The 23,211-nt window shown below is 65.8% G+C and carries 21 protein-coding genes; 8 read left to right on the plus strand and 13 right to left on the minus strand.

What is annotated here, in order from left to right; all coding sequences use genetic code 11:
• Nucleotides 1-2 precede the first annotated feature (2 nt).
• On the plus strand, nt 3-1,034 hold the full coding sequence (dmpG, locus tag ACWF5H_RS08290) for a 4-hydroxy-2-oxovalerate aldolase (protein WP_452036126.1): 1,032 nt from the start codon (nt 3-5) through the stop codon (nt 1,032-1,034).
• Between the two features lie 177 nt (nt 1,035-1,211).
• On the opposite strand, the gene ACWF5H_RS08295 is transcribed toward dmpG, so the two are convergent.
• The 3 genes from ACWF5H_RS08295 to ACWF5H_RS08305 all read right to left on the minus strand — a co-directional run bounded on the left by ACWF5H_RS08295 (nt 1,212) and on the right by ACWF5H_RS08305 (nt 3,832).
• Entirely contained in the window at nt 1,212-1,550 is a 339-nt protein-coding gene (locus ACWF5H_RS08295; protein WP_452036128.1) for a hypothetical protein, read from the minus strand.
• 92 nt (nt 1,551-1,642) lie between these two features.
• Complete coding sequence (locus ACWF5H_RS08300) at nt 1,643-2,779, minus strand: M24 family metallopeptidase (protein ID WP_452036130.1); 1,137 nt, start codon at nt 2,777-2,779, stop codon at nt 1,643-1,645.
• Between the two features lie 168 nt (nt 2,780-2,947).
• On the minus strand, nt 2,948-3,832 hold the full coding sequence (locus ACWF5H_RS08305; protein WP_452036132.1) for an HNH endonuclease family protein: 885 nt from the start codon (nt 3,830-3,832) through the stop codon (nt 2,948-2,950).
• Nucleotides 3,833-4,221: 389 nt separating this feature from the next.
• On the opposite strand from ACWF5H_RS08305, the gene ACWF5H_RS08310 reads away from it, so the two are divergent.
• Nucleotides 4,222-4,743, plus strand: a complete 522-nt coding sequence (locus tag ACWF5H_RS08310; protein WP_452036133.1) for a hemerythrin domain-containing protein — start codon at nt 4,222-4,224, stop codon at nt 4,741-4,743.
• Between the two features lie 28 nt (nt 4,744-4,771).
• On the opposite strand, the gene ACWF5H_RS08315 is transcribed toward ACWF5H_RS08310, so the two are convergent.
• The 4 genes from ACWF5H_RS08315 to ACWF5H_RS08330 all read right to left on the minus strand — a co-directional run bounded on the left by ACWF5H_RS08315 (nt 4,772) and on the right by ACWF5H_RS08330 (nt 9,775).
• A complete protein-coding gene (locus ACWF5H_RS08315) occupies nt 4,772-5,941 on the minus strand; it encodes a CAP domain-containing protein (RefSeq protein ID WP_452036134.1) in 1,170 nt (389 codons plus the stop codon).
• Nucleotides 5,942-6,165: 224 nt separating this feature from the next.
• Entirely contained in the window at nt 6,166-6,948 is a 783-nt protein-coding gene (locus ACWF5H_RS08320; protein WP_452036135.1) for an IclR family transcriptional regulator domain-containing protein, read from the minus strand.
• Between the two features lie 66 nt (nt 6,949-7,014).
• Nucleotides 7,015-8,871, minus strand: a complete 1,857-nt coding sequence (locus ACWF5H_RS08325) for a bifunctional sugar phosphate isomerase/epimerase/4-hydroxyphenylpyruvate dioxygenase family protein (protein ID WP_452036137.1) — start codon at nt 8,869-8,871, stop codon at nt 7,015-7,017.
• A gap of 31 nt (nt 8,872-8,902) precedes the next feature.
• Nucleotides 8,903-9,775 carry a shikimate dehydrogenase gene (locus tag ACWF5H_RS08330; protein WP_452036138.1) on the minus strand — a complete coding sequence of 291 codons (873 nt, stop codon included), beginning with the start codon at nt 9,773-9,775 and terminating at the stop codon, nt 8,903-8,905.
• 205 nt (nt 9,776-9,980) lie between these two features.
• Here ACWF5H_RS08330 and ACWF5H_RS08335 point away from each other — a divergent pair, with 205 nt between their 5' ends.
• Nucleotides 9,981-11,312 (plus strand): MFS transporter, encoded by a 1,332-nt coding sequence (locus ACWF5H_RS08335; protein WP_452036139.1) that lies wholly within the window; start codon nt 9,981-9,983, stop codon nt 11,310-11,312.
• Between the two features lie 91 nt (nt 11,313-11,403).
• On the opposite strand, the gene ACWF5H_RS08340 is transcribed toward ACWF5H_RS08335, so the two are convergent.
• From ACWF5H_RS08340 to ACWF5H_RS08355, 4 genes are all read right to left on the minus strand, one after another.
• Nucleotides 11,404-12,441 carry an LLM class flavin-dependent oxidoreductase gene (locus ACWF5H_RS08340; protein WP_452036140.1) on the minus strand — a complete coding sequence of 346 codons (1,038 nt, stop codon included), beginning with the start codon at nt 12,439-12,441 and terminating at the stop codon, nt 11,404-11,406.
• Between the two features lie 82 nt (nt 12,442-12,523).
• Nucleotides 12,524-13,942, minus strand: a complete 1,419-nt coding sequence (locus tag ACWF5H_RS08345) for a lipase maturation factor family protein (RefSeq protein ID WP_452036141.1) — start codon at nt 13,940-13,942, stop codon at nt 12,524-12,526.
• A gap of 138 nt (nt 13,943-14,080) precedes the next feature.
• Nucleotides 14,081-14,182, minus strand: coding sequence for an MFS transporter small subunit (locus ACWF5H_RS08350; protein ID WP_414962484.1), 102 nt, complete (start codon nt 14,180-14,182; stop codon nt 14,081-14,083).
• Nucleotide 14,183: 1 nt separating this feature from the next.
• Nucleotides 14,184-15,584 carry an OFA family MFS transporter gene (locus ACWF5H_RS08355; RefSeq protein ID WP_452036142.1) on the minus strand — a complete coding sequence of 467 codons (1,401 nt, stop codon included), beginning with the start codon at nt 15,582-15,584 and terminating at the stop codon, nt 14,184-14,186.
• 181 nt (nt 15,585-15,765) lie between these two features.
• Between ACWF5H_RS08355 and ACWF5H_RS08360 the strand changes: the two genes are divergently transcribed.
• Nucleotides 15,766-17,361: a sialidase family protein gene (locus ACWF5H_RS08360; protein ID WP_452036143.1), complete on the plus strand. Its 1,596-nt coding sequence runs from the start codon at nt 15,766-15,768 to the stop codon at nt 17,359-17,361.
• Between the two features lie 139 nt (nt 17,362-17,500).
• Entirely contained in the window at nt 17,501-19,135 is a 1,635-nt protein-coding gene (locus tag ACWF5H_RS08365) for a threonine/serine ThrE exporter family protein (protein ID WP_452036145.1), read from the plus strand.
• A gap of 148 nt (nt 19,136-19,283) precedes the next feature.
• Here ACWF5H_RS08365 and ACWF5H_RS08370 read toward each other — a convergent pair whose 3' ends face one another.
• Both ACWF5H_RS08370 and ACWF5H_RS08375 read right to left on the minus strand, forming a co-directional pair.
• On the minus strand, nt 19,284-20,171 hold the full coding sequence (locus tag ACWF5H_RS08370) for a siderophore-interacting protein (protein ID WP_452036146.1): 888 nt from the start codon (nt 20,169-20,171) through the stop codon (nt 19,284-19,286).
• Nucleotides 20,172-20,791: 620 nt separating this feature from the next.
• Nucleotides 20,792-21,547, minus strand: coding sequence for a uracil-DNA glycosylase (locus tag ACWF5H_RS08375; RefSeq protein WP_364651899.1), 756 nt, complete (start codon nt 21,545-21,547; stop codon nt 20,792-20,794).
• Nucleotides 21,548-21,708: 161 nt separating this feature from the next.
• Here ACWF5H_RS08375 and ACWF5H_RS08380 point away from each other — a divergent pair, with 161 nt between their 5' ends.
• From ACWF5H_RS08380 to ACWF5H_RS08390, 3 genes are all read left to right on the plus strand, one after another.
• Nucleotides 21,709-22,017 (plus strand): DUF3263 domain-containing protein, encoded by a 309-nt coding sequence (locus ACWF5H_RS08380; RefSeq protein WP_127515197.1) that lies wholly within the window; start codon nt 21,709-21,711, stop codon nt 22,015-22,017.
• 60 nt (nt 22,018-22,077) lie between these two features.
• A complete protein-coding gene (locus tag ACWF5H_RS08385; RefSeq protein ID WP_452036147.1) occupies nt 22,078-22,716 on the plus strand; it encodes a LytR C-terminal domain-containing protein in 639 nt (212 codons plus the stop codon).
• 152 nt (nt 22,717-22,868) lie between these two features.
• Nucleotides 22,869-23,075: a cold-shock protein gene (locus ACWF5H_RS08390; protein WP_127515201.1), complete on the plus strand. Its 207-nt coding sequence runs from the start codon at nt 22,869-22,871 to the stop codon at nt 23,073-23,075.
• Nucleotides 23,076-23,211 lie beyond the last annotated feature (136 nt).

Consider the following 23,211-nt stretch of genomic DNA (forward strand, 5'->3'; position numbering starts at 1 on the left):
CCATGACCGATTCCCTCGTTCCCGAGAAGCTGTTCATCTCCGACGTCACCCTCCGTGACGGCAGCCATGCCGTGCGGCATCAGTACACCGAGGGCAACGTGCGCGACATCGTCACGGCGCTTGACGCCGCCGGCGTGGACAGCGTCGAGGTCGCCCACGGCGACGGGCTCAATGGCTCCAGCGTCACCTATGGGTTCTCCCGCCACTCCGACGTCGAACTGATCGAGGCGGCAGCCGAGGTCGCATCGAACATTGCCATCGCCACCCTGCTCATTCCGGGCATCGGGACCATCTCCGATCTCAAGCGGGCAGCATCCGCCGGTGTCAGCTACGTGCGGGTCGCAACGCATTGCACCGAAGCGGACGTCTCGGCGCAGCACATCGCGACCGCTCGAGATCTGGGCCTCAACACGGCGGGCTTCCTGATGATGAGCGCGCTGACGACGCCCGCCAAGCTGGCAGAGCAGGCGAAGCTCATGGAGGGCTACGGTGCCCAGTGTGTGTACGTCGTCGACTCGTCGGGCGCCCAGACCATGGACGACGTCACCGACCGCGTCAACGCGCTCCGCGACGTGCTGGACCCGGAAACCGAGATCGGCATCCACGCCCACCACAACCTCTCACTAGGTGTCGCCAACTCGATCGCTGCCGTGAAAGCGGGCGCGAACCGCGTCGATGCAAGCCTGACCGGGATGGGTGCAGGAGCCGGCAACGCGCCGCTTGAGGTCTTCATCGCGGTCGCCGAGAAGCTGGGCTGGAACCACGGCACCGACGTGATGGCCCTCATGAACGCCGCCGATGACATCGTGCGCCCGCTCCAGGTCCGCCCGGTTCAGGTTGACCGCGAGACGCTCGGGCTGGGTTACGCCAACGTCTATTCGTCGTTCCTGCTCCACGCCGAAACGGCATCGGCCAAGTACGGGATCCCGACGATCGAGATCCTGATTGAACTTGGTCGCCGCAAAATGGTCGGCGGCCAGGAAGACATGATCGTAGATGTGGCACTTGACCTCCTGAAGAAGCAGGCCGCCTAACGTCCGAAAGCTGCCAGGCCCGGGGGAGTCCTCGGGGCCGGGCAGCCGGGTAAATCGGTGACAGCTACTCGACGCGATCGGAGGTGCCGGCCACTGTGACCCATGGACCAGATCCAGGACCTGCCCTGTGGGAGTTCCGAGCAAGCCTCTCAAGCAGGCCAGCTGGCGAACAGCCGGTCAGCCGCCGACGGCCGAACCAGTTCCCCACAGCGGGTAAGTCGCCAGCACCATCGCGATAAGCGCCAGAGAGGAGGCGGCAAGCGCAACTTCTGCCCTGGACACCGCACGCCGAGACAATACCCGCCGGGCGAGCAGAACGGCGCAACCTCCGCCGACGATCGCGGACCAGGCGAGAAGCACCCAGCCCATCAGCCAGCTGACGACGAACAGGTCTTCCGCGGCTTGACTGTGGAATCCGACGGCATCGCCTACGCCGAAACAGGCCACGGCGCCGGCAGCCAGCGCGAGTGCGAATACCGGCACCGGCACCGTCGCGTGCGGCTGACGTTGCTCCATGCGGAGAATCTATTCTCCAGGGGGAGGTATGACAACAAGAACTTCACGCGCTCCGAGGAGACCTTGAGGCCAGGCAGCCTGGCGGAGTATGGCTACGAAACGATCGCCATCTCGTGCGGGGTCTGGTTGAGCCTGCGCCCGCCATCCTGTGTGACCGTGACGATGTCCTCGATGCGGACTCCGAATCGGCCGGGGAGGTAGATGCCTGGTTCGATCGAGAAGCACATGCCCGGCTGCAGGAGGTGGGTTTCGCCTTCCACCATGTACGGCGGTTCGTGGGTGGTGAGCCCGATGCCGTGACCTGTGCGGTGGATGAAGTACTCGCCATAGCCGGCTTCGGTAATCACGGCTCGGGGGACGCGGTCGATCTCCTGGCACTCGATGCCGGGCTGCACCGCCTCAAAGCCTGCCTGTTGTGCTCGGCGAACGACGTCGTGCACCTCGCGTTCCTCCTCGGTGGGCTCGCCGACGTGAACGGTCCGGGTGGTGTCCGACCCATAGCCCTGCTTGAGGCCGCCGAAGTCGAGGACCACCATGTCGCCGTTCTCAATGACCCGGTCACCGATCTCATGGTGGGGGTTTGCTCCGTTCGGGCCCGAGCCCACAACCGTGAATTCGACCTGCGAATGTCCGAACTGCCGCAGTAGCTCGGCCAGGTCCGCGCCCACGTCCGTCTCACTCCGGCCAGCGAACCGGACTTTGAGGATCTCCTCGTAGGTTCGGTCAGCGGCCGCGCCGGCGGCGGCCAGCCGGCCCACCTCGTCGGCGTCCTTGATTGCTCGCAGCATGGGGAGCGCTGTAGTCATCGACACGTACGACGACGCCAGTTGGTCCTGTAAGCCGAGCAGGTGCATGGCCCAGGCCGAGTCCGATACCGCGTAGCGCCCGGCAGCGTCGAGGAGCTTCGCCGTCGCCTCGTAGGGATCGCTTCCGTCCGTCCAATCGAGCAACTGGAAAGTGGAGGCGCCGGGTGCGTTCTCCGCATCGGGCCGTTCCAGCTTCGGAACGATCATGGCCGGCTCACCGTGCGCGGGTATGACCAGCATGGTGATGCGCTCGGTGATCGCTACCGGAGCGTAGCCGGTCATGTAGAGGAGGTCCGGCCCCGGCGTCAGCAGCAGGCCTGCGAGCCCGGCGTCGTGCGCGGCCCGGGCTGCTCGTTGCTGCCGCGTGGCGAAGTCATGGGCGGTGAATGGGACCGGTTCAGCAGTGCTGTTCTGCTCAGCCACGGCTGCCTCCATCGACAGGTCGGTGAGAACAGGTTCATTAAGCGCCGCACGGAGCCGAAGTGGCAAGGGGCAGCCCACAAGACCACCCGGAGCGGGTGAGGCTGGACCGTTAACTCTTGAAAGAGGGGGTCCCTCCGGACTGGGCCGGTGGGACCCCCTTACAGGCTGTCAGACCCGCCAGCGCAGTCGGCTGTCCGTGGACGAAGTCTTGCAGGTGTAGGTCTTGCCCTTGGCGCTGACGCCCTTGTGTCCCTTGACCGATGTGGCGCAGTAGGCGCCCGGTGTCACGTTCTTGACGGTCTTGGCCGGGGTGGTGCTCTTGGTTGGAGACTTGGGCGTCGAGGCTTTGCCTGCGGGCTTGATAGTGGTGACCTTCACGACCTTCTGGCCGGGGCACGAGGCGAGGACCCGCTTCATCGCAGCTTTTTCGGCAGAGGTTACCGACAGCGCGTATTTTTTCTTTACCGCGATCTGGGTGGCTACGTAAGTGCACCTGAAGGCCTTGTTTTTAGGTAGCCAGGCGCTGGCCTCCCGGTCGCCCTTGGCACGGTTGGCGGAGGCATCCACGGCGCGCAGGTTCAGCGGGTCGTTGGCGAACGCGGTGCGCTGGGTGGTGGAGAGCTTCTGTGCACCGGACACCCATGCCTGGCCGAGGGCGACGACGTGGTCGATGTCCACCTTGTTGCCGCCGCGGACGTGTCTGATGGTCTTGCCCGTGTAGGGGTCTTTCAGCGTCCCGGAGGCGATGACGCAATTGCGGGTGCCGGGCTTGAAACGGTCCTTGGTGAGGTCGCGCTTGAGGATGTCATTGCGCGCGTCGCAGCCGTTACGGTCCGGGTCCTTCCAGCCGTTGCCGAACTTGGCCCGAGAGTAACCGGTCTTGGCGGCCTTGCCCTTGACCGGGAGGGTGTTCAACACTGAGGAAGCGCTCACCGTGGCCTTCGGGCTCGCGGCCTCGACCGGAGTCGCGGCGGAGATGCCGCCGAGCAGGAGGGCTCCGGTAGTGGCGATGGCAGCCAGCGGCCGGCCCAGACGGTTAGTCAACGTATTCATAATTCCCCCATGTGTCCGCTCGGATCCCGGACGGCTTCAGTGCGAGTTTGCTAATTTGAGCGAATTGCGAAAGCGTTCCTTCGCTACTGCAATGAGCTATCGGCGGCTGAGCCGACCCCGTCAGGTCCGGATAGCCTGTTTGGCCGACCTGTTGTTTCCGCTAAAAGGCGTCAAGATCCGCCGGCTGTCATTGCGGCGTTCGGCGCGCAGATTTCCTGACAACTTTGGGTTACACTCCGGAGAATTACCTTTATCTGGCGCTCACTCCGGTGTGGCCGTGATCGGCTGGCTGTGCCTGCGGCGGTCGGCCCTCGACAGGCTCGTGGTCGACGTCGACAATGGACGAACCCAGCCTTTCGAGCTGCGGGCCACCTCAACCCGAGGAGCAGATGGTGATCGAGACCAATGTTGAGGCAGAGAACGCGGCCGTGGCGGCGATGGTGCGACATCACACCGAACTGGTGGCGCGAGTGCAGGCGACGACGGCGGAGCTCACGCGCGCCATCGACATCGGGGACGAGGATACCGCCTACAACGCGCACGGCATCCTGCTGGAGTGGGGAGAACGGGAAATGCTGCCGCATGCTGCGGCGGAAGAGGCCCAGCTATACGGGCCGGCCGGAGCAAGGGTGGAAGCCCGACTGCTGGTGGAGGCGCTGACCGCCGACCACCAGGAGCTGGCCGCGCTGCTGGATGAGCTTCGGGGAGCCGCCGGAATCGAGGCTGCCACCGTTGCGTCGTCGTTGTCCCGTGTGTTCGCCCTGCACATCGAGAAGGAGAACCGCGTGCTGCTGCCCTTCATCGCCCGGACTCCCGATCTGTCTTTGTCCGCGGCGGTCGAAGGGCTGGTGGAACTGGTCGGCGATACCCATGTGCACGCGCCGGATGAGAGCAGGCATGCCCACGGCTAGGCGAGGTGTCCCGGACCTCGTGCGGGCGTCAACTCCCGATGGTCAGGGTCTCCCAGCCGCCGAGCCCAATGACCGCACGCTTGCCTAGCTTGTTGGCCAGGATCGGGTAGTGATACAGGTTGCCCCGGCTATCCCGGGCCAGCAGCCCGGTTTTGCCGTCGCCGAGATGGTTCTGGATCATCGACAAGTGCTTCATCGCGGTCCAGCCTGAGGTGCTGATGATCCGCCGGGACTCGGAGACAAACTTCCCGGCGCCATTGGAGCGGTACAGCTTGAGCTGGCCCTTGGTCGTCTTGGCGACCACGTCCATCTTCGCGTCGCCGTCGACGTCGGCGGAGAAGATCGACAAAGACTTCCAACCGGACCCCAAGTACTTACGGCTGCCGTGCTTGAGCCCAGCGGGGTTCGAGTAGTGGTACAACTTGCCGTTAACCGTGTTGCGGGCCAGTAGCGTTGGATACGTGTCGGACTGTTTCCAGGCGGTGACGGTGACGTCGTAATTGCCCCAGCCGGAGGAGCCGATGGTGGCAGCTTTCTGCAGGCCGCCGGTCGCCTTCCCGAAGTGCGCGGTGAGCTTTCCGGACTTCCACCGGGCAAGCACATCCAGTACACCGTCCGCGTTCCAATCGGCTACCTCAACTTGGGCCACACCCTTGAACCCGTTGGCGACGTAACGGCGCTTGTAGAGGTCATGGCCCTTGGCCGAGTCGTAGACGTAAAGGTTTCCGCCGGAATCAACGGCGGCGATGTCCCCGTGCTGGAAGCTGGCCCTGACCATGCCCGGGTGCGGCGGCAGTTTGGCCCTCGTGGATGCGTAGCCGGCGATGTTCGCCACCGCCACCGTCATCCCGTACCAATCCTTGTGCGTGGTCTTGATGTAGCCGATGCCGATGTCCGTTGCGTTGGGACTGAGCAGGCCGGCGCGGTGGGCGGGGGAGTCCATCCACCAGTCCACGACGTTTCGGGCGGAGTGATTGATGGCGATGTTCTCGGTATACCAGTCGAAGCCGCGGGGGATTTCCTTGCTGCCGTAACCGGACCGGTGGATCTTCTCCATGTCCAGCTTGTTCTTGTTGATCCGGGTGTTTAGTTCCTCGGACCACTGCTGCGCAACATTGCCGGCATTCTGGTTCCAGACCACCGGCGACAACCCGTTCTGCGCGCGGTACAGGTTAGTCAACCGGAGCACTTCGGCCACGAACGGATCCTTGGCGGTCCGGGTTTCGGCCGAGGCCGGTGAAAGCCCGCTAAAGGCCAGGGCCAGCAGCAGGACTACAGCGATGAATGGTTTTATTGAGGCGCGCACCCACTCAGGGTAAACCGTTCACCGGACCCCGCGGCACCTCTGAGGCGGCTACGTGATTCGGTCAGGGGGAAATTAGCTCCGAGGTGGGCTCGGAGTCGGCAACAACAGCCCCCGGCTCAAGCCCGGCGGCCGCCGAAATCGTCGGCTATCCGTTCGGCCGCCTGCTGCAGGCGGGGCAGGACAGTCTGCGTGATCGTGTCCTCGGGTCCGCGGTGCGTCTGCAGCGAAACATTGAGGGCGGCTATCAGGTCGCCGCCGCGCCGGACCGGGACGGCAAGCCCACGTAGCCCGTCGTCCAGCTCACGGGAGACCAAGGACCAGCCGCGTTCGGCCGTGCGCTCGACCTCGGTGCGCAGCGCCTCGATGCTGCTGACGGTGTGCTCGGTGAACTGGGTGATTTCGATACGGTCGAAGAAGGCATCGCGGCTCGCTTCCGGCAGCCCCGCCACCAGCACGCGGCCCATGGACGTGGCCCAAGCCGGGAAGCGGGTCCCGACGTTGACCGAGACACGGAGCATCCGCGGTGCCAGCACACGTGAAATATAGACCACGTCCGTGCCGTCCAGGATGCATAAGGACGTGGTCTCGTCGAGATCTACCGCCAATTGCTTCAGGTGCGGTTCCGCAATCTGCGGAAGCGTCAGGCTGGAGAGGAAGGAGGCCCCGATATCCAGCGCGCGTGGCGTCAATTCGAAGGTGTTCCCGTCCGACCGCAGATAACCCAGATCGGTCAGCGTGAGCAGGAACCGCCGGGCAGCGGCACGGCTCAGGTCGGCCTTGGCCGCGGCGCGGGTGATGGTCAGGCGCGGTTCGTCGGAGCTGAAAGCCAACAGCACGCCCAGGGTCTTTTCGGCAGACTTGACCCAGTAGGCCGGTGCAGTGTCTTCCTGCAACTCCATGACCATTCCTTTCCCTTTTACCTGCGTGGACGGCATTGTCCACGGCGGCGGGCAATGCCAGTGATTCTAGCCGTTCTTGCTCAGACGATACTGGGCGGAGAGGCGAACCGGTGCATTCGGTGCACCGTAGCCGTCATAGCCATGACGGCGTTCGACGACCTCGAAGAAGACGCTCCCAGCGGTTGCCGTGTAGAAGTGGACGAACTCGCCTGCCTGATCGCGGTCGTAGAGCAGGTTCAGTTGCTGCAGCGTGGCCAAGTACTTCGGATCCAGACGGAAGCGAGCCTGCAGGTCGGCGTAGTAATTCGCCGGAATCTTCAGGAACTCCAGCCCGCTGGCCACGGCATTGCGGGCCAGCGTGACCACGTCCGTGCAGGCGAAGGCAATGTGCTGCGGGTAGGCCGACGCTGCCGATGGGCCGGGCTGCTCCATCACCAGCGGCGCGATGTTCAGCGCGAGCCGGACCTTGCCGTCGTCCGTACGCATGACTTGGCTGCGCACCAGGCCGACGGGACTGGGCACTTCGGTAGAGGGCCGCGGAGCGAGCGAGAGGGTGCTCTCGTAGAACAGCACGCTCTCGTCGAAGTGCTGCCATGGCTGCGCCAGGTTGACGTGGTCGATGCCGGTGATCAGCTGCGGACCCGGTCGCGCGGCACCGTCGGCGACGAATTCCTCCGTCCAGGCCGAGGTGCCGTCCTCGGTTGCCTCACACAGAAAGATTTCGGTGGAATCGGGGGCCTTGACGGCCTGCAGCACGGCTTCGTTGGCCTGGCTCTGCCGTGGAACCGGTTCCGCCTTGAGCTGGAGGGCACGGGAAGCGGCAATCAACGGGTCTTCGACGTCGAACGCCAGCGCGGCGATGGTCGGCTCCAGTCCGCGCGCCTGCTGCTCGTTGACGATGATCCGGGCCCGGCCCTGGGTCCATAGCTGCACCGGCTTGGTGCGGTGCCGGCCACGAAAGGCGAAACCCAGTTGCCGCAGCAGCCGCTGGACCTGATCGGTGTCTTCCGCCTTCACCTCGGCGAAGTTGAAGCCCGTCGGCTCGGCGACCCGGGGCAGTGTTGCCAGCTCCATCGGGAACTTCGCGTCCGGCCCGTCGGTCTCCTGCAGATGCACGGAGGTCTGCTCTTCAAGCCAAATCAGCGAACGCATGGCGTCGACCGCGGTGCGTTCCTCGTCGGCTTGGCGGAAGACGTCGTTGAAGATCTCCAGCGAGACCGGGCCGTTGTAGCCACTGCGCACCAGATGGCCCATGAACTTGTCGAGTTCCCAAGCGCCCTCGCCCGGGAAGACCCGGTAATGCCGGCTCCAGGACAAGATATCCATGCTCAGCTCGGGTGCGTCGGCCAGTTGGACGAAGAAGATCTTCTCGGCCGGGATTTTCTCGATCCCGGCCGGGTCCCAGCCGCGGGACAGGATATGGAAGCTGTCCAGGCAGGTGCCGATGTTTGGATGGGCAGCCAACTCAACAATGCGCATGGCATGTTCGAAGTCGTTGACGAATTTCCCCCATGCAAGGGCCTCATAGGCAATCCGGATCCCGTAGCGTGCGGCCAGGTCGCCGAGCTGGCGCAACTGGGCGGCGGCCAGCTCGTCGTCGTTGTGGACGGCGGTGGCCACGTTGCTGCACAGCAGCATCAGGTCCATGCCCAGTTCGTTCATCAGGCGGAACTTCGCCTCGGCACGGTAGAGGTTGTCGGCCAGCAGCTCCTCGGGCACTCCTTCGAAGTCCCGGAACGGCTGGTAGAGATCGAGGGTGAGGCTCAGCTCGGCCGCCAGCGAACGGATCTGGCCGGGGCTGTAGGGGGAGACCAGCAGGTCCTGTTCGAAGATCTCGATGCCGTCGAAACCCGCGTTGGCACAGGCATGCATCTTTTCTTCCAGCGTTCCGCTGAGGCAGACGGTGGCGATGGAGGTTCGCAAGGAATGACCTTTCCTGCAGCTAAGGCAGCCGTTACCGGCCTTGGGCGAGGAGTTCGAGGAAATGTGCGCGCATCCGGGCAGGATCCGGTTCCAGTCCGGTGATGAAGCGGAAGGCGTCGACGGCCTGGCCCACGGCCATGTGGCCGCCGTCAAGCACCCGGCAGCCCCTGGCCGTGGCGGCGGCGATCAGCTCGGTCTCCACCGGGCGGTAGATCACGTCCGACACCCAGTGGCGGGGCTGGAGCAGGGCGGGATCCAGCGGCAGGCCCGGGTGGCTGTGCATGCCGACAGGGGTGGCGTTGAGGACCCCGTCGGCGGCCGCGAGCACGTCCGGCAGCTGGTCCATGGGCGCGACCGCCACTTCCTGTTCCGGGAAGAGCACGGCCAGGGCGTCCCGTCGCTCTGCGGCCCGCCGGGGATCCAGATCGATGAGCGTCAGCCGCTGCAGACCCTTCTTCAGCAGCGCGTAGGCAACGGCGGACCCGGCACCACCCGTGCCCAGCTGTACCACCGCGCCCAGCTCCGGGTCCGGCAGGCCCTGTTCCATCCCCCTGCTGAAGCCCGAGAAGTCCGTGTTGTGGCCGATGAACTTTCCGTCCCGGATCACCACGGTGTTGACGGCGCCCAAGCGCCGGGCGTCGTCGGAAACGTCATCCAGATGCTCCAGCACCAGTTGCTTGCACGGGTGGGTGATGTTGAATGCGTTATAACCCAGCTCGCGGCCCTGGTGCAGCAGTTGGCCCACCTGGTCGCCCGGACGGTTGATGACGGAGAGGTCGATCGGCCGGTACAGGTAGCGGATCCCATGCTGGTCCGCCTCGCGTTCGTGCATCGGGGGAGTGAGGGAGGCTGTAATGCCTTCACCGATCAGGCCGACCAGATAGGACTCCGCAACCGTGCTCATGATGAAACCCTTCGTTCGATTACTGCACAATTGTACGCATATCGCACAGCATGGCAAGGGCCGCTGGGCAAAGCCCGGCGCCAGTACATCTTGTGCTTCCGCTGTGAGGTGCGCTACGTTGTACTGCGTTCGATGAGTGCACAGCCGTGCGCATAACGCACAATATTGTGGGCGGGGTTGCTCACAGCAGTTGTAAGGAGCAACAATGACCACCGTCCACCAAGAGGATGAGGCCTTCGCCCATCACGGCAAGACGCCAAAGCGGGCGGCGCTCGCCAGTTTCATGGGCAGCGCCGTCGAGTACTACGACTTCTTCATTTTCGGCTCCGCCGCCGCGCTGATCTTCCCGCATGTCTTCTTCCCGGATGAAAGCGCCCAAGCCGGAATCATGTCGCTGGCGACCTTCGGCTTCGCGTATATCGCCCGCCCGGTGGGTGCGGTCTTCGTGGGCCACTTCGGCGACCGCATCGGCCGCCAGAAGGTGCTGATGTTTACGCTGATCCTGATGGGGGCCGCGACCTTCATCATCGGCTGTATCCCCGACTTCGACACCATCGGTTGGTGGGCTCCGGCGATCCTGGTCTTCTGCCGCCTGATGCAGGGCCTCTCCGCCGCGGGCGAGCAGGCCGGCGCCAGTTCGCTCACACTGGAGCATGCGCCGGACAACCGCCGCTCCTTCTTCACTTCCTGGACCCTGACCGGCACCCAGGGTGGCCAGATCCTTGCCGCCCTGGTCTTCATCCCGGTGGTCGCCCTGCCGGACGAGATCAAGTACGGCATCGGCTGGAGGATTCCCTTCTGGCTCTCCGCCGTCGTCGTGATTGTCACCTATTTCATCCGCCGCTCGCTGCACGAAACCCCGACTTTCGAAGCAGCCAAGGCGAACAATGAACTGGCCAAGCTGCCGGTGGGCGTCCTGCTCCGGAACCACTGGCGCGATGTGCTCCGGGTGATCTGCTGCGCGTTCATCGCCGCGGTCTCCACGGTCTACGGCACTTTGGCGATCAAGTACGGCGCCGAAGTCGGCAGTGTAGACGAGGGCATCACCCTGTGGCTGGTGGTCGCGGGCAACGTCGGCGCACTCTTTACCCAGCCGTTCTTCGGCAAGCTCGCCGACCGGATCGGCCGCAAGCCGGTGTTCATCTACGGCGCGCTGGGCAGCGCTGCGATCATGCCGTTCTACTTGCTCTCGATGGAATCGGGCAACACCCTTCTGCAGTTCACCCTGTCCGTGCTGGTCTTCTCCTGCGCCTATGCCGCGGCCAACGCCGTCTGGCCGTCCTTCTACGCCGAGATGTTCAGTGCCAGGGTCCGGTTCTCCGGCTTGGCCATCGGCACCCAAATCGGCTTCCTGATGGCCGGTTTCGCGCCGTCCATCGTGGCCGCGATCGGCGGAATCCAGGAGGGCGGCTGGGTTGCCACCAGCATCTTCACCGCCGTGATCGCCGTCATCGCCTCGGTCTCGGCGCTGACCGCCCGCGAGACCTACAAGGTGCCCACGGAGGAGCTCGGCCTGCGCCGGACCGCAAAGGTCTGACCCAGAAAAACACAGGCGAGTACGACGCCGGCGGGAGGCTTTCTCACGAAAGTCTCCCGCCGGCGTCGTGCTTAAGCGAAGCCGCCGTTCGCTACTGCGCCAGCTGCTCCCGGACCAGCGGGGCAACCTTGGTGCCGTAGAGCTCGATGGACTTCATCAGCTTTTCGTGCGGGAGTGATCCCAGGCTATATTTCATGTCCCAGCGGGAGAGGCCCAGGCCCTTGGCCACCTTGACGATCTTGGTGGCCACGGTCTGCGGCGAGCCGACGAACAAGGCGCCGTCCGGGCCAGCCTCGGCTTCGAACTGGCCGCGGGTCATCCGGCTCCAGCCGCGCTCGCGGCCGATCCGCTCCTGCATGTCGGCATACGGCAGCCACATCTCCTCGCGGGCCTCTTCGTCCGTGTCCGCGACGTAGCCGGGCGAGTGCGCGCCGATGGGCAGCGCCGGCTTTCCGAACTGGTCCAGCGCGCGCTGGTAGAGGTCGGTGAAGGGTGCGAAGTTCATCGGTGCGCCGCCGATGATGGCCAGCATCAGCGGCAGCCCGTAGTGCGCGGCGCGGACCACCGACTGCGGCGTGCCGCCGACGGCGATCCAAGTCTTCAGGCTGCCGGACGCAGTGGGCGGGTAGATCCGCTTGTTGTCCAGCCGCGGCCGTGTGCGGCCGGCCCAGGTGACCGGTTCTTCCTTCAGCAGTTCGGTGAAGAGCTGGAGCTTCTCGTCGAAAAGGACGTCGTAGTCGGCCAGGTCCAGGCCGAACAGCGGGAAGGACTCGGTGAAGGAGCCGCGGCCCAGGATTACTTCGGCGCGGCCGTTGGAGGCGGCGTCTAGGGTGGAGAAGCGCTGGAAGACGCGGACCGGATCGTCCGAGCTGAGCACGGTGACGGCGGAGCCCAGGCGGATCCGGCTGGTCTGGCCGGCGATCGCGGCGAGCACCACGTCCGGTGCGGACACGGCGAAGTCCTCGCGGTGGTGTTCGCCGATGCCGATGAAGTCCAGGCCCACCTCGTCGGCCAGTTTGGCTTCGGCGATGACGTTCCGGATTACCTGATCGTGCGGCAGGAGTGTTCCATCCGCCCCGGCGGTGACGTCCCCGAAGGTGTCCAGCCCGAGTTCGATAGTTTGCGCCACGCTGTGGCCGCCTTTCGTCTGCGTTGATGGTGCATGCATATGCATCTTGTGGTTACTGGCGGCAACCGCGGGGAGGCAGCGGTTATTCCGCCGTGCGCGGCCGGGAGAGCGGGGGCACCAGCTGGCCCGACTCGTTCCGGATCCACCACTGCCCGGTCCGCCGCCTTTCCGCCCAAGTGGAAAACCGGTAGTGGTACAGCGTTGCCCGCACCAGGAGCGGCGGTTCTCCGTTAAATGGGTCGTGCCGCAGCAGTTTGAGCGTGGCCTTGTCCGCCTCCAGCAGCCGCCGCAGCAGCGGGATGAACCAGCTTGCGCCGGGAGAGCCCAAGGCCAGGAACCACATCAGCCAGTCCAGCCTCAAGTGGTACGGCGCGAATTGCCGCGGCATCCGCTGCGGGTCTCCGGGTTTGCCCTTGAAACCGTACTCTTGCCAGTTGACGCCGTCCGCCGACCCTTCCACCACCACTTCGTACCGTTGCCGGGTGATGGAACCGAACGCGCCGTACGCGTTGGCCAGATGCCAGTTATTGAAGCTGGCGTTCATCAGCTGGCGCTTGGCGAACAGGTTCTTCAACGGCCAGTAGCTCAGATACACCAGCAGGGCGCTGACCGCGAGCACCAGCACGGTGAACCACACCGGCTCCGGCTGGTACTGAGGGGTGAAGTCGCCGACCGGCAGGATGGCCCGCACCGCGCTGTCGGACACCGCGGAGAAGGCCAGCAGGATGGTCAGGGTGTTCAGCCAAGCGAAATTGCCGGAGGCCACCAGCCAGAGCTGCGTGAAGATCACCACCGCGGCGGCGATGCTGCCCACTGGCTGCGGAAAGAACAGGAAGAAGGGCACCACCAGCTGGGCAAAATGGTTGCCGGCCACCTCCACCTTGTGCAGCGGTTTGGGCAGGTGGTGGAAGAACCAGCTGGCCGGATTCGGCATCGGTTGGGTCTCGTGGTGGTAGTACAGGGCAGTCAGATCGCGCCAGACGGTATCGCCCCGCATCTTGATCATGCCCGCACCGAACTCCAGCCGGAATACCAGCCAGATGAACAGCCACAGCACCGGGGCCGGCGGTGCCACCCGGTCCGAGCCCAGGAAGGCGGCCAGGAAGCCCGCCTCCAGCAGCAGCGTCTCCCAGCCGAAGCCGTAGAACGTCTGGCCCACGTTCACAATCGACATGTAGAGGAACCACAGGGCCAGGAACGCCACCAGCGGCAGCCACGGCGGTCCCCACTGCGGCAGCCCGGCCACTAGCAGTGCTGAAATAACGACGCCGGTGCCCGCCACGGCGCGCAGCCTTGCGTCGGTGTAGCCCCAGCGGAAGAGGGTGAAGCCGCGCGGCGTGCGCCGTTCCAGCAGCTGTGGAACCGGGAGGAGTCCGTGTTCGCCCAACAGGGCGGGAAACTGGGCCAGTGCGGAGGCGAAGGCAATCAGGAACACCGCGGCGATGCCGCGCTGCAGCACTTGCCGCGCCAGCTCGAACCCCTCGGCGCTGAACCACTCCATGGCACCTCCAACGCTACGGCGGACCGGTCGGGTGTCAAGGTTGCAGGCCCCGCTCAACGCTGCAGGCCCGGCTCCAGAGAGCCGGGCCTGCAGATGCGTCTCGCTTCACCGGGGCTGCCGGCCAGGCGGTTCGAAGGATCAGCCGAAGAGCGCCGGGACCTTCATCAGGGTCTGGGTGATTCCGTAGAGCAGCGGGATGCCGACCAGTACCCAGCCGAGGGCTACTTGTGCTTTCTTCATGTCAGGCCTCCTTTCCGGCCATCGCGGCTTCGCCGGCTTCTCTGGCCGGTGCCTCATGGAATTTGCTGTCCACCGGCTTGACCATCAGGTTGGCAATGAAACCGATGACCAGCAGCCCCACCATGGTCAGCAGCGCCGGCTGGTAGGCCTGCGCCGTAAGTTCGCCGGGCTTGCCCTGGGCGTCCAGGAAGGCGTTGACGATCAGCGGTCCGGCAATGCCCGCGGCGGACCACGCGGTGAGCAGCCGGCCATGGATGGCGCCCACCTGGAAGGTGCCGAACAGGTCGCGCAGATAGGCCGGAACCGTGGAGAAGCCGCCGCCGTAGAAGCTGATGATGACGGCCGCCAGCAGCACGTACAGCCCGGTGGACGAATACCCGAACAGGGCCAGCACCACGTACAGCACGGCGCCGACGCCCAGGTACAGCATGTAGTTGTTCTTGCGGCCCAGATAGTCGGACGTGGTGGACCAGACGAACCGGCCGCCCATGTTCGCAATCGAGAGCAGCCCCACGAATCCGGCGGCAACGCCCGCCGTCACCAGCGAAACGCCGTCGGACTGGCGGAAGAAGTCCTGGATCATTGGTGAGGCCTGTTCCAGGATGCCGATGCCCGCCGTGACGTTGCAGAACAGGGCGATCCACACCAGCCAGAACTGACGGGTCTTGATGGCGTTCTTCGCCGAGACGTTCGCTGTGGTGACCATCGCCTTGGCCTTGACCTTGGCGGGGTCGAAGCCTTCCGGCTTCCAGTCGGCTGCCGGAACCTTGATGGTGAAGGCGCCGAACAGCATGTAGGCCAGATAGACCACGGCCAGGGTCAGGAAGAGCTTGCCGACCGCGTCGCCGCTGGCCACCCAGCCCGGCGTGCCGTCGAAGCTGGGGTCATAGAACTGCAGCAGCGCTGTGGAGACCGGGCTGGCGATCAGCGCGCCGCCGCCGAACCCCATGATCGCCATCCCGGTGGCCAGGCCGGGGCGGTCGGGGAACCATTTGATCAGCGTGGACACGGGGGAGATGTAGCCGATGCCCAGGCCGATGCCGCCGATCACGCCGTAGCCCAAGTAAACCAGCCAGAGTTGGCCGGTGAAGATGCCCAGTGAACCGACCAGGAAGCCGGAACTCCAGAAGAGCGCCGACGTGAACATGGCCATGCGAGGACCGTTGCGGTCCACCCAGGTGCCCATGACGGCGGCGGACAGTCCAAGCATCACCATGGCAATGGAGAAGATGATGCCGATCTCGGTCAAGCTCACATCGAAGTGGGCCACCAGAGCGTTTTTGTACACGCTGGTGGCGTAGGCCTGTCCAATGCACAGGTGCACGGCCAGGGCCGCGGGCGGAATCAGCCAGCGGTTGAAGCCCGGAGGGGCGATCGTACGTGATCGGTCCAACCAACTCATCGTTGGGCGTCCTTTCAGAGACGGGGTGCGAGGCAAAACTGCAACATGTGTTTCAGTTCACATCCTGACCGATAGTTAGGCTGGGCAACCGGATTAGCCCGGCGTGTCGCGGAACCACGCTGTTACCGGGCGATTCCTGAAGCCTCTGCCCTCCGGGCACCATGGCCGGTACGGTGGAGGAATGGAACAGGTCCTCGCCGTTCGGGGCGTGGGGGGCTACCGCCGCTATCGGGCTCCGGCGCTCGCCGTCGCCCCATCCGGCAGCGTGATGGCCGCCTTTGCAGGTCTGGACGGGCAGGCCGGACCACGCCGCTCCGGCGACCTGCTGCTGCGCCGCAGTTTCGACGGCGGAGCCAGCTGGGAGCCGCAACAAGTGGTCTGGGCGGGCCAAGCCGGGCAGGCGCCCGGCCGGCCCGGGCTGCTGTCCGACGCTCAAACCGGGCGGATCCTGATGGCCTTCGTGGCCCGGGACAAAGCCGGCAGCGCTGACAGGCTTGCTCCCGCCGCCGAGGACCGACGCTTTGAACTGATGTCATCCGACGACGACGGCACCACCTGGCAGCATCGGACAGTCACCCCGCGATTGGCCTCGGATGCCGTGACCGGACTGGCAGGTGCCGGCTCGGGGACCGGGCTGCATGCCGGTCCCTTCGCCGGACGGCTGCTGGTGCAGTTCGCCGTGACGGCCGGGGGCGGTCCAAGGGCAGCGTCCGGTTACAGCGACGACCACGGTGACAGCTGGACTGTCGGCGAGCCGCTGGATGCGTCTGCCCTCGGTCCGGCGGTCTCGGAGGTACCGGGGTCCACGGAGTCCTTCGAGGCGCCGCCGGTCTCCCCGGTTCTGGTCATGCCGGAACCTGACCCGGGCGCTGTGGCCTGCTTGTCCGACGGCCGAGTGGTGCTGCAGGTTGGCGCCGCGCCCATCCGGTGGGCGGCCGTATCCGATGACGGCGGGCACAGCTACGGGCCGCTGCAGCCGATCGAGGAACTGCCCGATCCCGGCAGCGCCGGCTCACTGATCCGGTTCGACGGGCTGCCAGCCTTGGGCGGACTGGCCGCACCGGTAAGCAGCCACTGGATCCTGGCCGCCAACTGCCAGGATGCCGTGCTGAACCGGAATGTGGTGCTCAGCCTGTCGCGCGACGACGGGGAGTCCTGGCCGCACAAACTCACTATCTGGGGCAGTGGAGCCAGCGGTCCGGCCGTGGTGCGGCTGGCCGACGGCCGGATTGGCGTGCTGTACGAGCGCCAGGGCGGCCGCGAACTGGCCTTCGCCACTGCTGATCCGGGGATGCTGCGGGCGGCCTGGCCCCGCGGGGCGGTGACGCGGAAGGCCGACGAAGGCACCGGTGGGTCGCGGCCAGAGACAGGCCCGCTTCCGGTGGCAAGGGACTATCCGTTGCGCTTCGACATGGTGCTGCAGGCGATCGTCGGTGCGGACGAAGGGCGGCCGGAGCCGGGCTATCGGGCCGGGGACATGCTCTTATTCGCCGGACGGGCGCGGGTTTTGGGGCCGGAGTACCTGAGCGTGCAACTTTCCGGCGCGTTCGACAACCTCGGGGATTTTCCGCCGCAGCAACTCGGGCCGGGTGGGGAGGCACACTACTTCCATCCCGTCCACACGGTGAGCGCCGCCGACGTCGCTGCCGGCCGTTTCACCGTGGTCTTTACCTGCACTGCAGCCCCGGTAGACACCGCTTCCGGAAGTGCCGCGGTGGTGGGCCGAACGCGGGAGTTCAGCCTCGACGTCGTGAGCGGAGAAATCGGCGAGGGGTGACGCGGCTCTCTGCCTCCTCGGGAGTGTTCTCCCGGTAGCAGTGTGCAAGGATTTAACCGGGATCAACAACGCCGCCGTTACGGTGGCGAAGACGCAGAACGGAGTGGGAGTGCAAGACAAGGACCCAGACCAGGAATCCATGTCGCCCATGACTCCGCAGGCGGGAATGCTGCCGATCATCAAGCCGAAAAACGTTCCTGTTCCCGACACCGGTTCCGGCCGTTCCACGGCCCCGGCACGCACCGGCTCCGCCGCCGGACCGCAGCCCACCCATCCTCCCGTGCCGCGCCCGACGGACCGGCCGGTGGCCAAGCAGGTCAAGCCCGTTCCGACCGGAACCACGCCGCTGCGTGCTTCGGCGGCTGCATCACGCTCCAACGCGGCGGCCCGCCGGATGCTGCGCAAGCTGGTGCAGGGCGAGGCGCCTCCCACCGCACCGATGAGCATTGTGGAGCGGCTGGCCGGCAGCCCGTACGCGAACCCGATGATCCAGGCAGCCGGAATCGATGCCTCCGCGCGGATCACGTTGGACTTTGCCCTGGACGTGGCGGAAACCATGTTCCGCTATGGAGCCGGCGCGCTGGAGGTGGAGACCAGCATCATTGCCGTCACGGCGGCGTTCGGCCTCAGCGACATCGACGTGGACATCACGAACCAGTCGGTGCTGATCAACTACGCGAAACCGGACACTGTGCCGATCACCGTGATGCGCGTGGTGCGTTCCTGGACCAACAACTACGCCGGACTGTCCCTGGTGCACGAACTGGTCACCGACATTGTCAACGGCGGAGTGGGCCGCAGCGAAGCCAAGGAGCGGCTGCAGGAAATCACCTCCCGCCCGAAGCCCTTCCCTCGTTGGATGGCCATCGGCGCCGGCGGCGTTTTTGCCGGAGCGATCGTTGCGTTCCTGGGTGGCAGCATTTTCGCAGCCCTCGTGGGCAGTATCTCCACCCTGTTGATGGGGTTGGTGGGGAAGAAGCTGAGCAAGTGGCGGATGCCAGACTTCTTCATCACCGGCATCGGCGCCTGCCTGGCCACCGTGATTGCATTGGTGTTCTGGGCACTGCACGTGCCGTTGAGCCCGGCGCTGGTGATCGCGGGCGGGATCCTGTTCCTGCTGCCCACCGGACGCTTGGTCTCAGCCACACAGGACGCCATCAACGGCTTCCCGGTCACCGCTTCCGGGCGGTACCTCTCCGCCTTCTTCACCTTTGCGGCCATAGCCGCGGGCGTCGCGGTGGGGCTGGTGGGAGGCACCATGACTGGCATCAGCCTCCCCGAAGTCTTCGTGCAAGGCGAGGGGAACTACCCCTATGTGGTGCGGGCGCTCCTGCTTATGGTGGCGACGATGGCCATCTGCATGACCGAGCAGACCAAACTGAACATGCTGCTGCCCACCGCCGCCGTGGGCCTGATGGGTCTGCTGATCTACGACTTCGTCTTGTGGGCAGGAATCGGGGACCGGATCGCGCCGGCCGTCGGTGCCGTGGTGATCGGTTTCCTGGGCCGCATTGTCGGCCTGCGGATGGGCTCGCCGCAGTTGGTGGTGGCCGTCCCTGCGGTGCTCTTCCTGCTGCCCGGACTGTCTGTGTTCCGGTCCATCTTCGAACTGACCGTCAACTCGGAGGCGCCGTTCAACGGCATTCTGGGGCTGTTCGGTGCGTTGACCGTGATCCTGGCGATCGCCGGCGGCGCGGTGCTGGGCGACAACTTGGCCCGCCCGTTCACCAAGGGACTGGGATCGAACGAAAGCCGGCGGGCCCGGCGCCGGTAGGGCGCTGGGGGAAGCGCGGGCTGGAGCCGCCGGAAGGACGCCGGTCTGGGCGCTCTCGAAACCGGCGGATGCTTATGCCGCCGTGCCGGACGCAGGCAGGTCGGAGCCGCCGGACCAAGCCGGGCCCGCTGGCCCGACGCGCGCCGGATCAGGCTGGTTCGTTCTCCGGGAAGATCTGTCCCACCGGGGTGCGCTTCTCCGCCTGGAAAGCGTCTTCGGCCCGGCCATAGGCCCAGTAGCCGGAGATCGAGACCTGCTCGCGGGACAGTCCGTGGTCCTTGAACAAGACGTCGCGCAGCGACTTCACCTCGCCGCGCTCGCCGTGGACGAAGGCATCCACCCTGCCCTCGGGCCATTCCAGGGCGGAGATAGCGTCACGCAGCATGGTTGCGGTCCCGGGTGTCTGTCCGCGGCGGAACAGCCAGTGGATCCGCAAGCCGGCCGGGGCGTCCAGTTCCTGCACGTCGTCCTCGGAGTCCACTTCCAGGAAGGCATGGCCACGGGCGTCCGGAGTCAAGGCTTCGACGGCGGCCGCAATGGCGGGAAGCGCCGAATCGTCGCCGGCAAGCAGGTACCAGTCGGCGTCGGGGTCGGGACGGTAGGCGCCGCCGGGGCCGTTGAACATCATCCAGTCGCCCGGCTTGGCCCGCGCAGCCCACGGTCCGGCCAGGCCTTCGTCGCCGTGGACCACAAAGTCGACCACTAGTTCGCGCGTCTCGCGGTCCACTCGCCGCACCGTGTAGGTGCGGGTGACGGGCAGCTTGTCGGCCGGCAGCGTTTCCTTGAGCTCGGCCACGTTGACCGGGAGCTCGACGTCCAGGGACGGATCCAGGAAGAAAATCTTGATGTAGGGGTCCGTCGCCTCCTTCGCTGCATACCTCTCGGCAAACGATTCGAAGGCGTCCCCGCTGGCATACACGCGGACCATGTGCTTCGAAAGCCACTCAGTGCGCGTCACCTGGAGGTTGGTCTGCACGCGCGGGGGCCGGCCGCTCCGTCCGGGGCGGGCGGGGGCTGCTGCCGGTTGCGTCTGCATAGGGGTACTACTCCTGACAAAGGGAAACTGCTACTTAGGGAAACCTAACCCACGTCCGAGTGATTCCCAATTTATGAGTAAAGGTCATCTTGGCGGCGGAACCGCCGCTCGTCATGGGGCTGGGCTTCTACCGTCCGCTGGCGGCGGGGCTTTTGCTGTCTACCAGGGCGTGGCCTCTGCTGTCCTTCCGCGGCCTGGCTTCGGCGCGGCATGCGCTGTCCATGTTCAGCAGGAACTGTCCAGGTTTTGGCGCGACGCAGGCTCCTGACCTGCGGCAACGCCGAACGGCGCCGCAGAACATGGACACCTTCAAGATCCGGCCGGGACGGGCGGCGCTCCAGAGAAGGAGGGGCGGCATTCGCGCGGTGCGTGCTGCGGCTCCAGGGAGGGCGGACGTTCGCGTGGTGGTCCGCTGGCGACCACTCGGCTAACTTCCACGTCCCACATGTTTTGGGCCCGCTCCAAGCCCCTGACCTGCGACGATGCAAATGCCCTCGCCGAAACGTGGGAGCGAGTATCAGTTGGTCCGCCGGGGGAGTGCAGGGCAGGGCTGCCACGCCGCCCCGGATTCCGAGTCCAACCAGCTGGGCCGCTCGGGCAACCAGCTGGGCCCCTCGGGCTCAGCGCAGCGCCCACGCTACGGGGTCGGCGTGCTGGGCGGCCAGCAGTTCGTTGACCCGGCTGAAGGGCCTCGAGCCGAAGAACCCGCGGGATGCGGACAAAGGGCTGGGGTGCGCGGTCTCGATCCGCGGCACGTGTTCCAGCACGGGTGCCAGTTGCTGGGCTTCCCGGCCCCAGAGCAGTGCCACCAGCGGGCCGCCGCGCTGGGCCAGTGCCCGAACCGCCAGTTCGGTGATTTGCTCCCAGCCCTTGTTCCGGTGCGAGCCGGCCTTGCCTGCTTCAACGGTCAGGCAGCGGTTGAGCAGCAGCACGCCTTGGTCGCTCCAGGCGCTCAGGTCCCCGTGCTGAGGCGGCCGGAAACCCAGATCCATCTGCAGTTCCTTGTAGATGTTGGCCAGGCTTCGCGGCAGCGGCCGGACGTGCCGTTCCACAGCGAACGACAACCCGATGGAATGCCCCGGTGTGGGGTAGGGGTCCTGGCCGACGATCAGCACCTTGACCTTGGACAGCGGCCGCTGGAACGCCCGCAACACGTTCCCCGGCGCCGGCAGCAGGGTTTTGCCGGCGGCCCGCTCTCCATCCAGGTAGGAGGCAAGGTCCCAGAGCATCGGTTCGGCCGGCGCCAGCACCTCGGCCCACTCGGGGTGGATCACGCCGGCAAGTTCCTGCGGTGCGGCGAACGGATACGGGGCACCAAAGTCCGCGGCAGGCGGGTGGGCGGGCAGCGGAAAGAGGGCACCGTCGTCGTAGTTCACCGTTCTATCTTTGCGGATATCGGCCGCCGGCCAGCAATCAGGCCGCCCAAAGGGGGAGTCAGCGACAGTCGCAGGCGGTCGAATGACAGGCCTGTGATTCGCCCTTATCATGGAGGAGGTATTGATTGCCGCCGGCAAGTACTAGGAAGAGCAGGTGTGTTGTGGCAGGTTCGGCCGAGGCCAGTGCGTTTTCACTCGAGGCCGAGGTTGACGACGCCAGCCCGCTGAGCGAGCGCGACCAGCGGATGCTGGCGCTGGAGCGGCAGTGGTGGAAGTACGCCGGGGCCAAGGAACAGGCCATCCGCGAACTGTTCGACATGTCTGCCACGCACTACTACCAGATCCTCAATGCGCTGATCGACACCGAGGATGCGCTGGCGCACGATCCGATGCTGGTGAAGAGATTGCGTAGACTACGTACGTCCCGCCAGCGCGCGCGCACTGCTCGCCGGCTGGGCACCGACGCCTGATTCCGGGACCGCCCGGGAGGCCGGTTCCCGACACTCCACCACCAAGGATGCAGCACCGCGATGACCAAGTACCCCCGGGATGAGTTCGACCAGGTCCCTGAAACTTCAGACCGCCACGGTGTGCATCGCGCCCGCATGGCGACGCCGAAGTCCAACGGCCTGGGTCTGATCATCCTGGCCGCCGTCTTGGCGCTGGCGGTCGGAGCCTTGTCCTTCTTCGTGCTGCCGCTGCTGGGGACCGGAGGGCCTTCCACGCCGGTCGCCGGCGCAACCAGCACCCCTGCCGCAACAGCCTCGGCATCGCCATCGGCAACGGCGGAGGAAAGCGAAAGCGCCAAGGCGGAAGACACCACGGAGCCGAGTGACGAGGCCACGCCGGAGCCCACCGAAGAAGCAACCGACGAGCCCACCGAAGAGGCCGCGGCGGTCAACAAGCAGGATCCGGTGATGATCCTCAACGGTGCGGGCGTGTCAGGGCTGGCCGGCACGGTCTCGCAGACCGTGCAGAACGACGGCTGGACGATCGCAGTGGTGGACAACTGGGGCGGCGCACCGCTGGCCGGATCGGTGATCTTCTACAACCCGGGCCAGGAGGCCAACGCCCAGGCCCTCGGGGAATTGCTCGGCATTACCGACCTGCAGGAAAACGGTGACGTCTCGCAATACGTCACCGTGGCGCTCGGCCCCGACTACCGCTAGGCGGCCGCACCTGGTTTTGAGGATTTCGGTTACGCCTCAATAACATTAAGTGTGCCTTAGGTCACTTTCTACTCCGTGCGTAGATAGGGTGAAACCACCCTGCCGCTGAACCGTCTGCGGCAGAGGCGGAACTACTGAGTATGGAGAACACTATGGCGCTGGGAACCGTCAAATGGTTCAATGCGGAAAAGGGCTACGGCTTCATCACCGTGGACGAAGAAAATTCCGACGTATTTGTCCACTGGTCCGCGATCCAAATGGATGGGTACCGTTCCTTGGATGAAGGGCAGCGCGTGGAGTTCCAGATCGGCCAGGGCCAGAAGGGCCCGCAGGCCGAAGAGGTCCGGGTCGCTCCTTAGCAGGACATTAACGACGACGGCGGTGGAGGCTGGGTGCCTCCACCGCCTTTTTCGCCGGCTGGCTGAGCGGCGGATGGTCGTGCTGCTCAGTGAACGGGACGTGCTGTGCCGGCCCGGCCCACCCCGCAGCTGCGCG

The sequence above is a fragment of the Arthrobacter sp. NPDC055138 genome, from assembly GCF_053607305.1.

Bases quoted from the DNA above. Each gene is read 5' to 3' on its own strand.
- dmpG (WP_452036126.1), top strand. From the start codon at position 3: ATGACCGATTCCCTCGTTCCCGAGAAGCTGTTCATCTCCGACGTCACC.
- ACWF5H_RS08295 (WP_452036128.1), bottom strand. From the start codon at position 1,550: ATGGAGCAACGTCAGCCGCACGCGACGGTGCCGGTGCCGGTATTCGCA.
- ACWF5H_RS08305 (WP_452036132.1), bottom strand. From the start codon at position 3,832: ATGAATACGTTGACTAACCGTCTGGGCCGGCCGCTGGCTGCCATCGCC.
- ACWF5H_RS08310 (WP_452036133.1), top strand. From the start codon at position 4,222: ATGGTGATCGAGACCAATGTTGAGGCAGAGAACGCGGCCGTGGCGGCG.
- ACWF5H_RS08320 (WP_452036135.1), bottom strand. From the start codon at position 6,948: ATGGAGTTGCAGGAAGACACTGCACCGGCCTACTGGGTCAAGTCTGCC.
- ACWF5H_RS08330 (WP_452036138.1), bottom strand. From the start codon at position 9,775: ATGAGCACGGTTGCGGAGTCCTATCTGGTCGGCCTGATCGGTGAAGGC.
- ACWF5H_RS08335 (WP_452036139.1), top strand. From the start codon at position 9,981: ATGACCACCGTCCACCAAGAGGATGAGGCCTTCGCCCATCACGGCAAG.
- ACWF5H_RS08345 (WP_452036141.1), bottom strand. From the start codon at position 13,942: ATGGAGTGGTTCAGCGCCGAGGGGTTCGAGCTGGCGCGGCAAGTGCTG.
- ACWF5H_RS08350 (WP_414962484.1), bottom strand. From the start codon at position 14,182: ATGAAGAAAGCACAAGTAGCCCTCGGCTGGGTACTGGTCGGCATCCCG.
- ACWF5H_RS08355 (WP_452036142.1), bottom strand. From the start codon at position 15,584: ATGAGTTGGTTGGACCGATCACGTACGATCGCCCCTCCGGGCTTCAAC.
- ACWF5H_RS08360 (WP_452036143.1), top strand. From the start codon at position 15,766: ATGGAACAGGTCCTCGCCGTTCGGGGCGTGGGGGGCTACCGCCGCTAT.
- ACWF5H_RS08365 (WP_452036145.1), top strand. From the start codon at position 17,501: ATGTCGCCCATGACTCCGCAGGCGGGAATGCTGCCGATCATCAAGCCG.
- ACWF5H_RS08370 (WP_452036146.1), bottom strand. From the start codon at position 20,171: ATGCAGACGCAACCGGCAGCAGCCCCCGCCCGCCCCGGACGGAGCGGC.
- ACWF5H_RS08385 (WP_452036147.1), top strand. From the start codon at position 22,078: ATGACCAAGTACCCCCGGGATGAGTTCGACCAGGTCCCTGAAACTTCA.
- ACWF5H_RS08390 (WP_127515201.1), top strand. From the start codon at position 22,869: ATGGCGCTGGGAACCGTCAAATGGTTCAATGCGGAAAAGGGCTACGGC.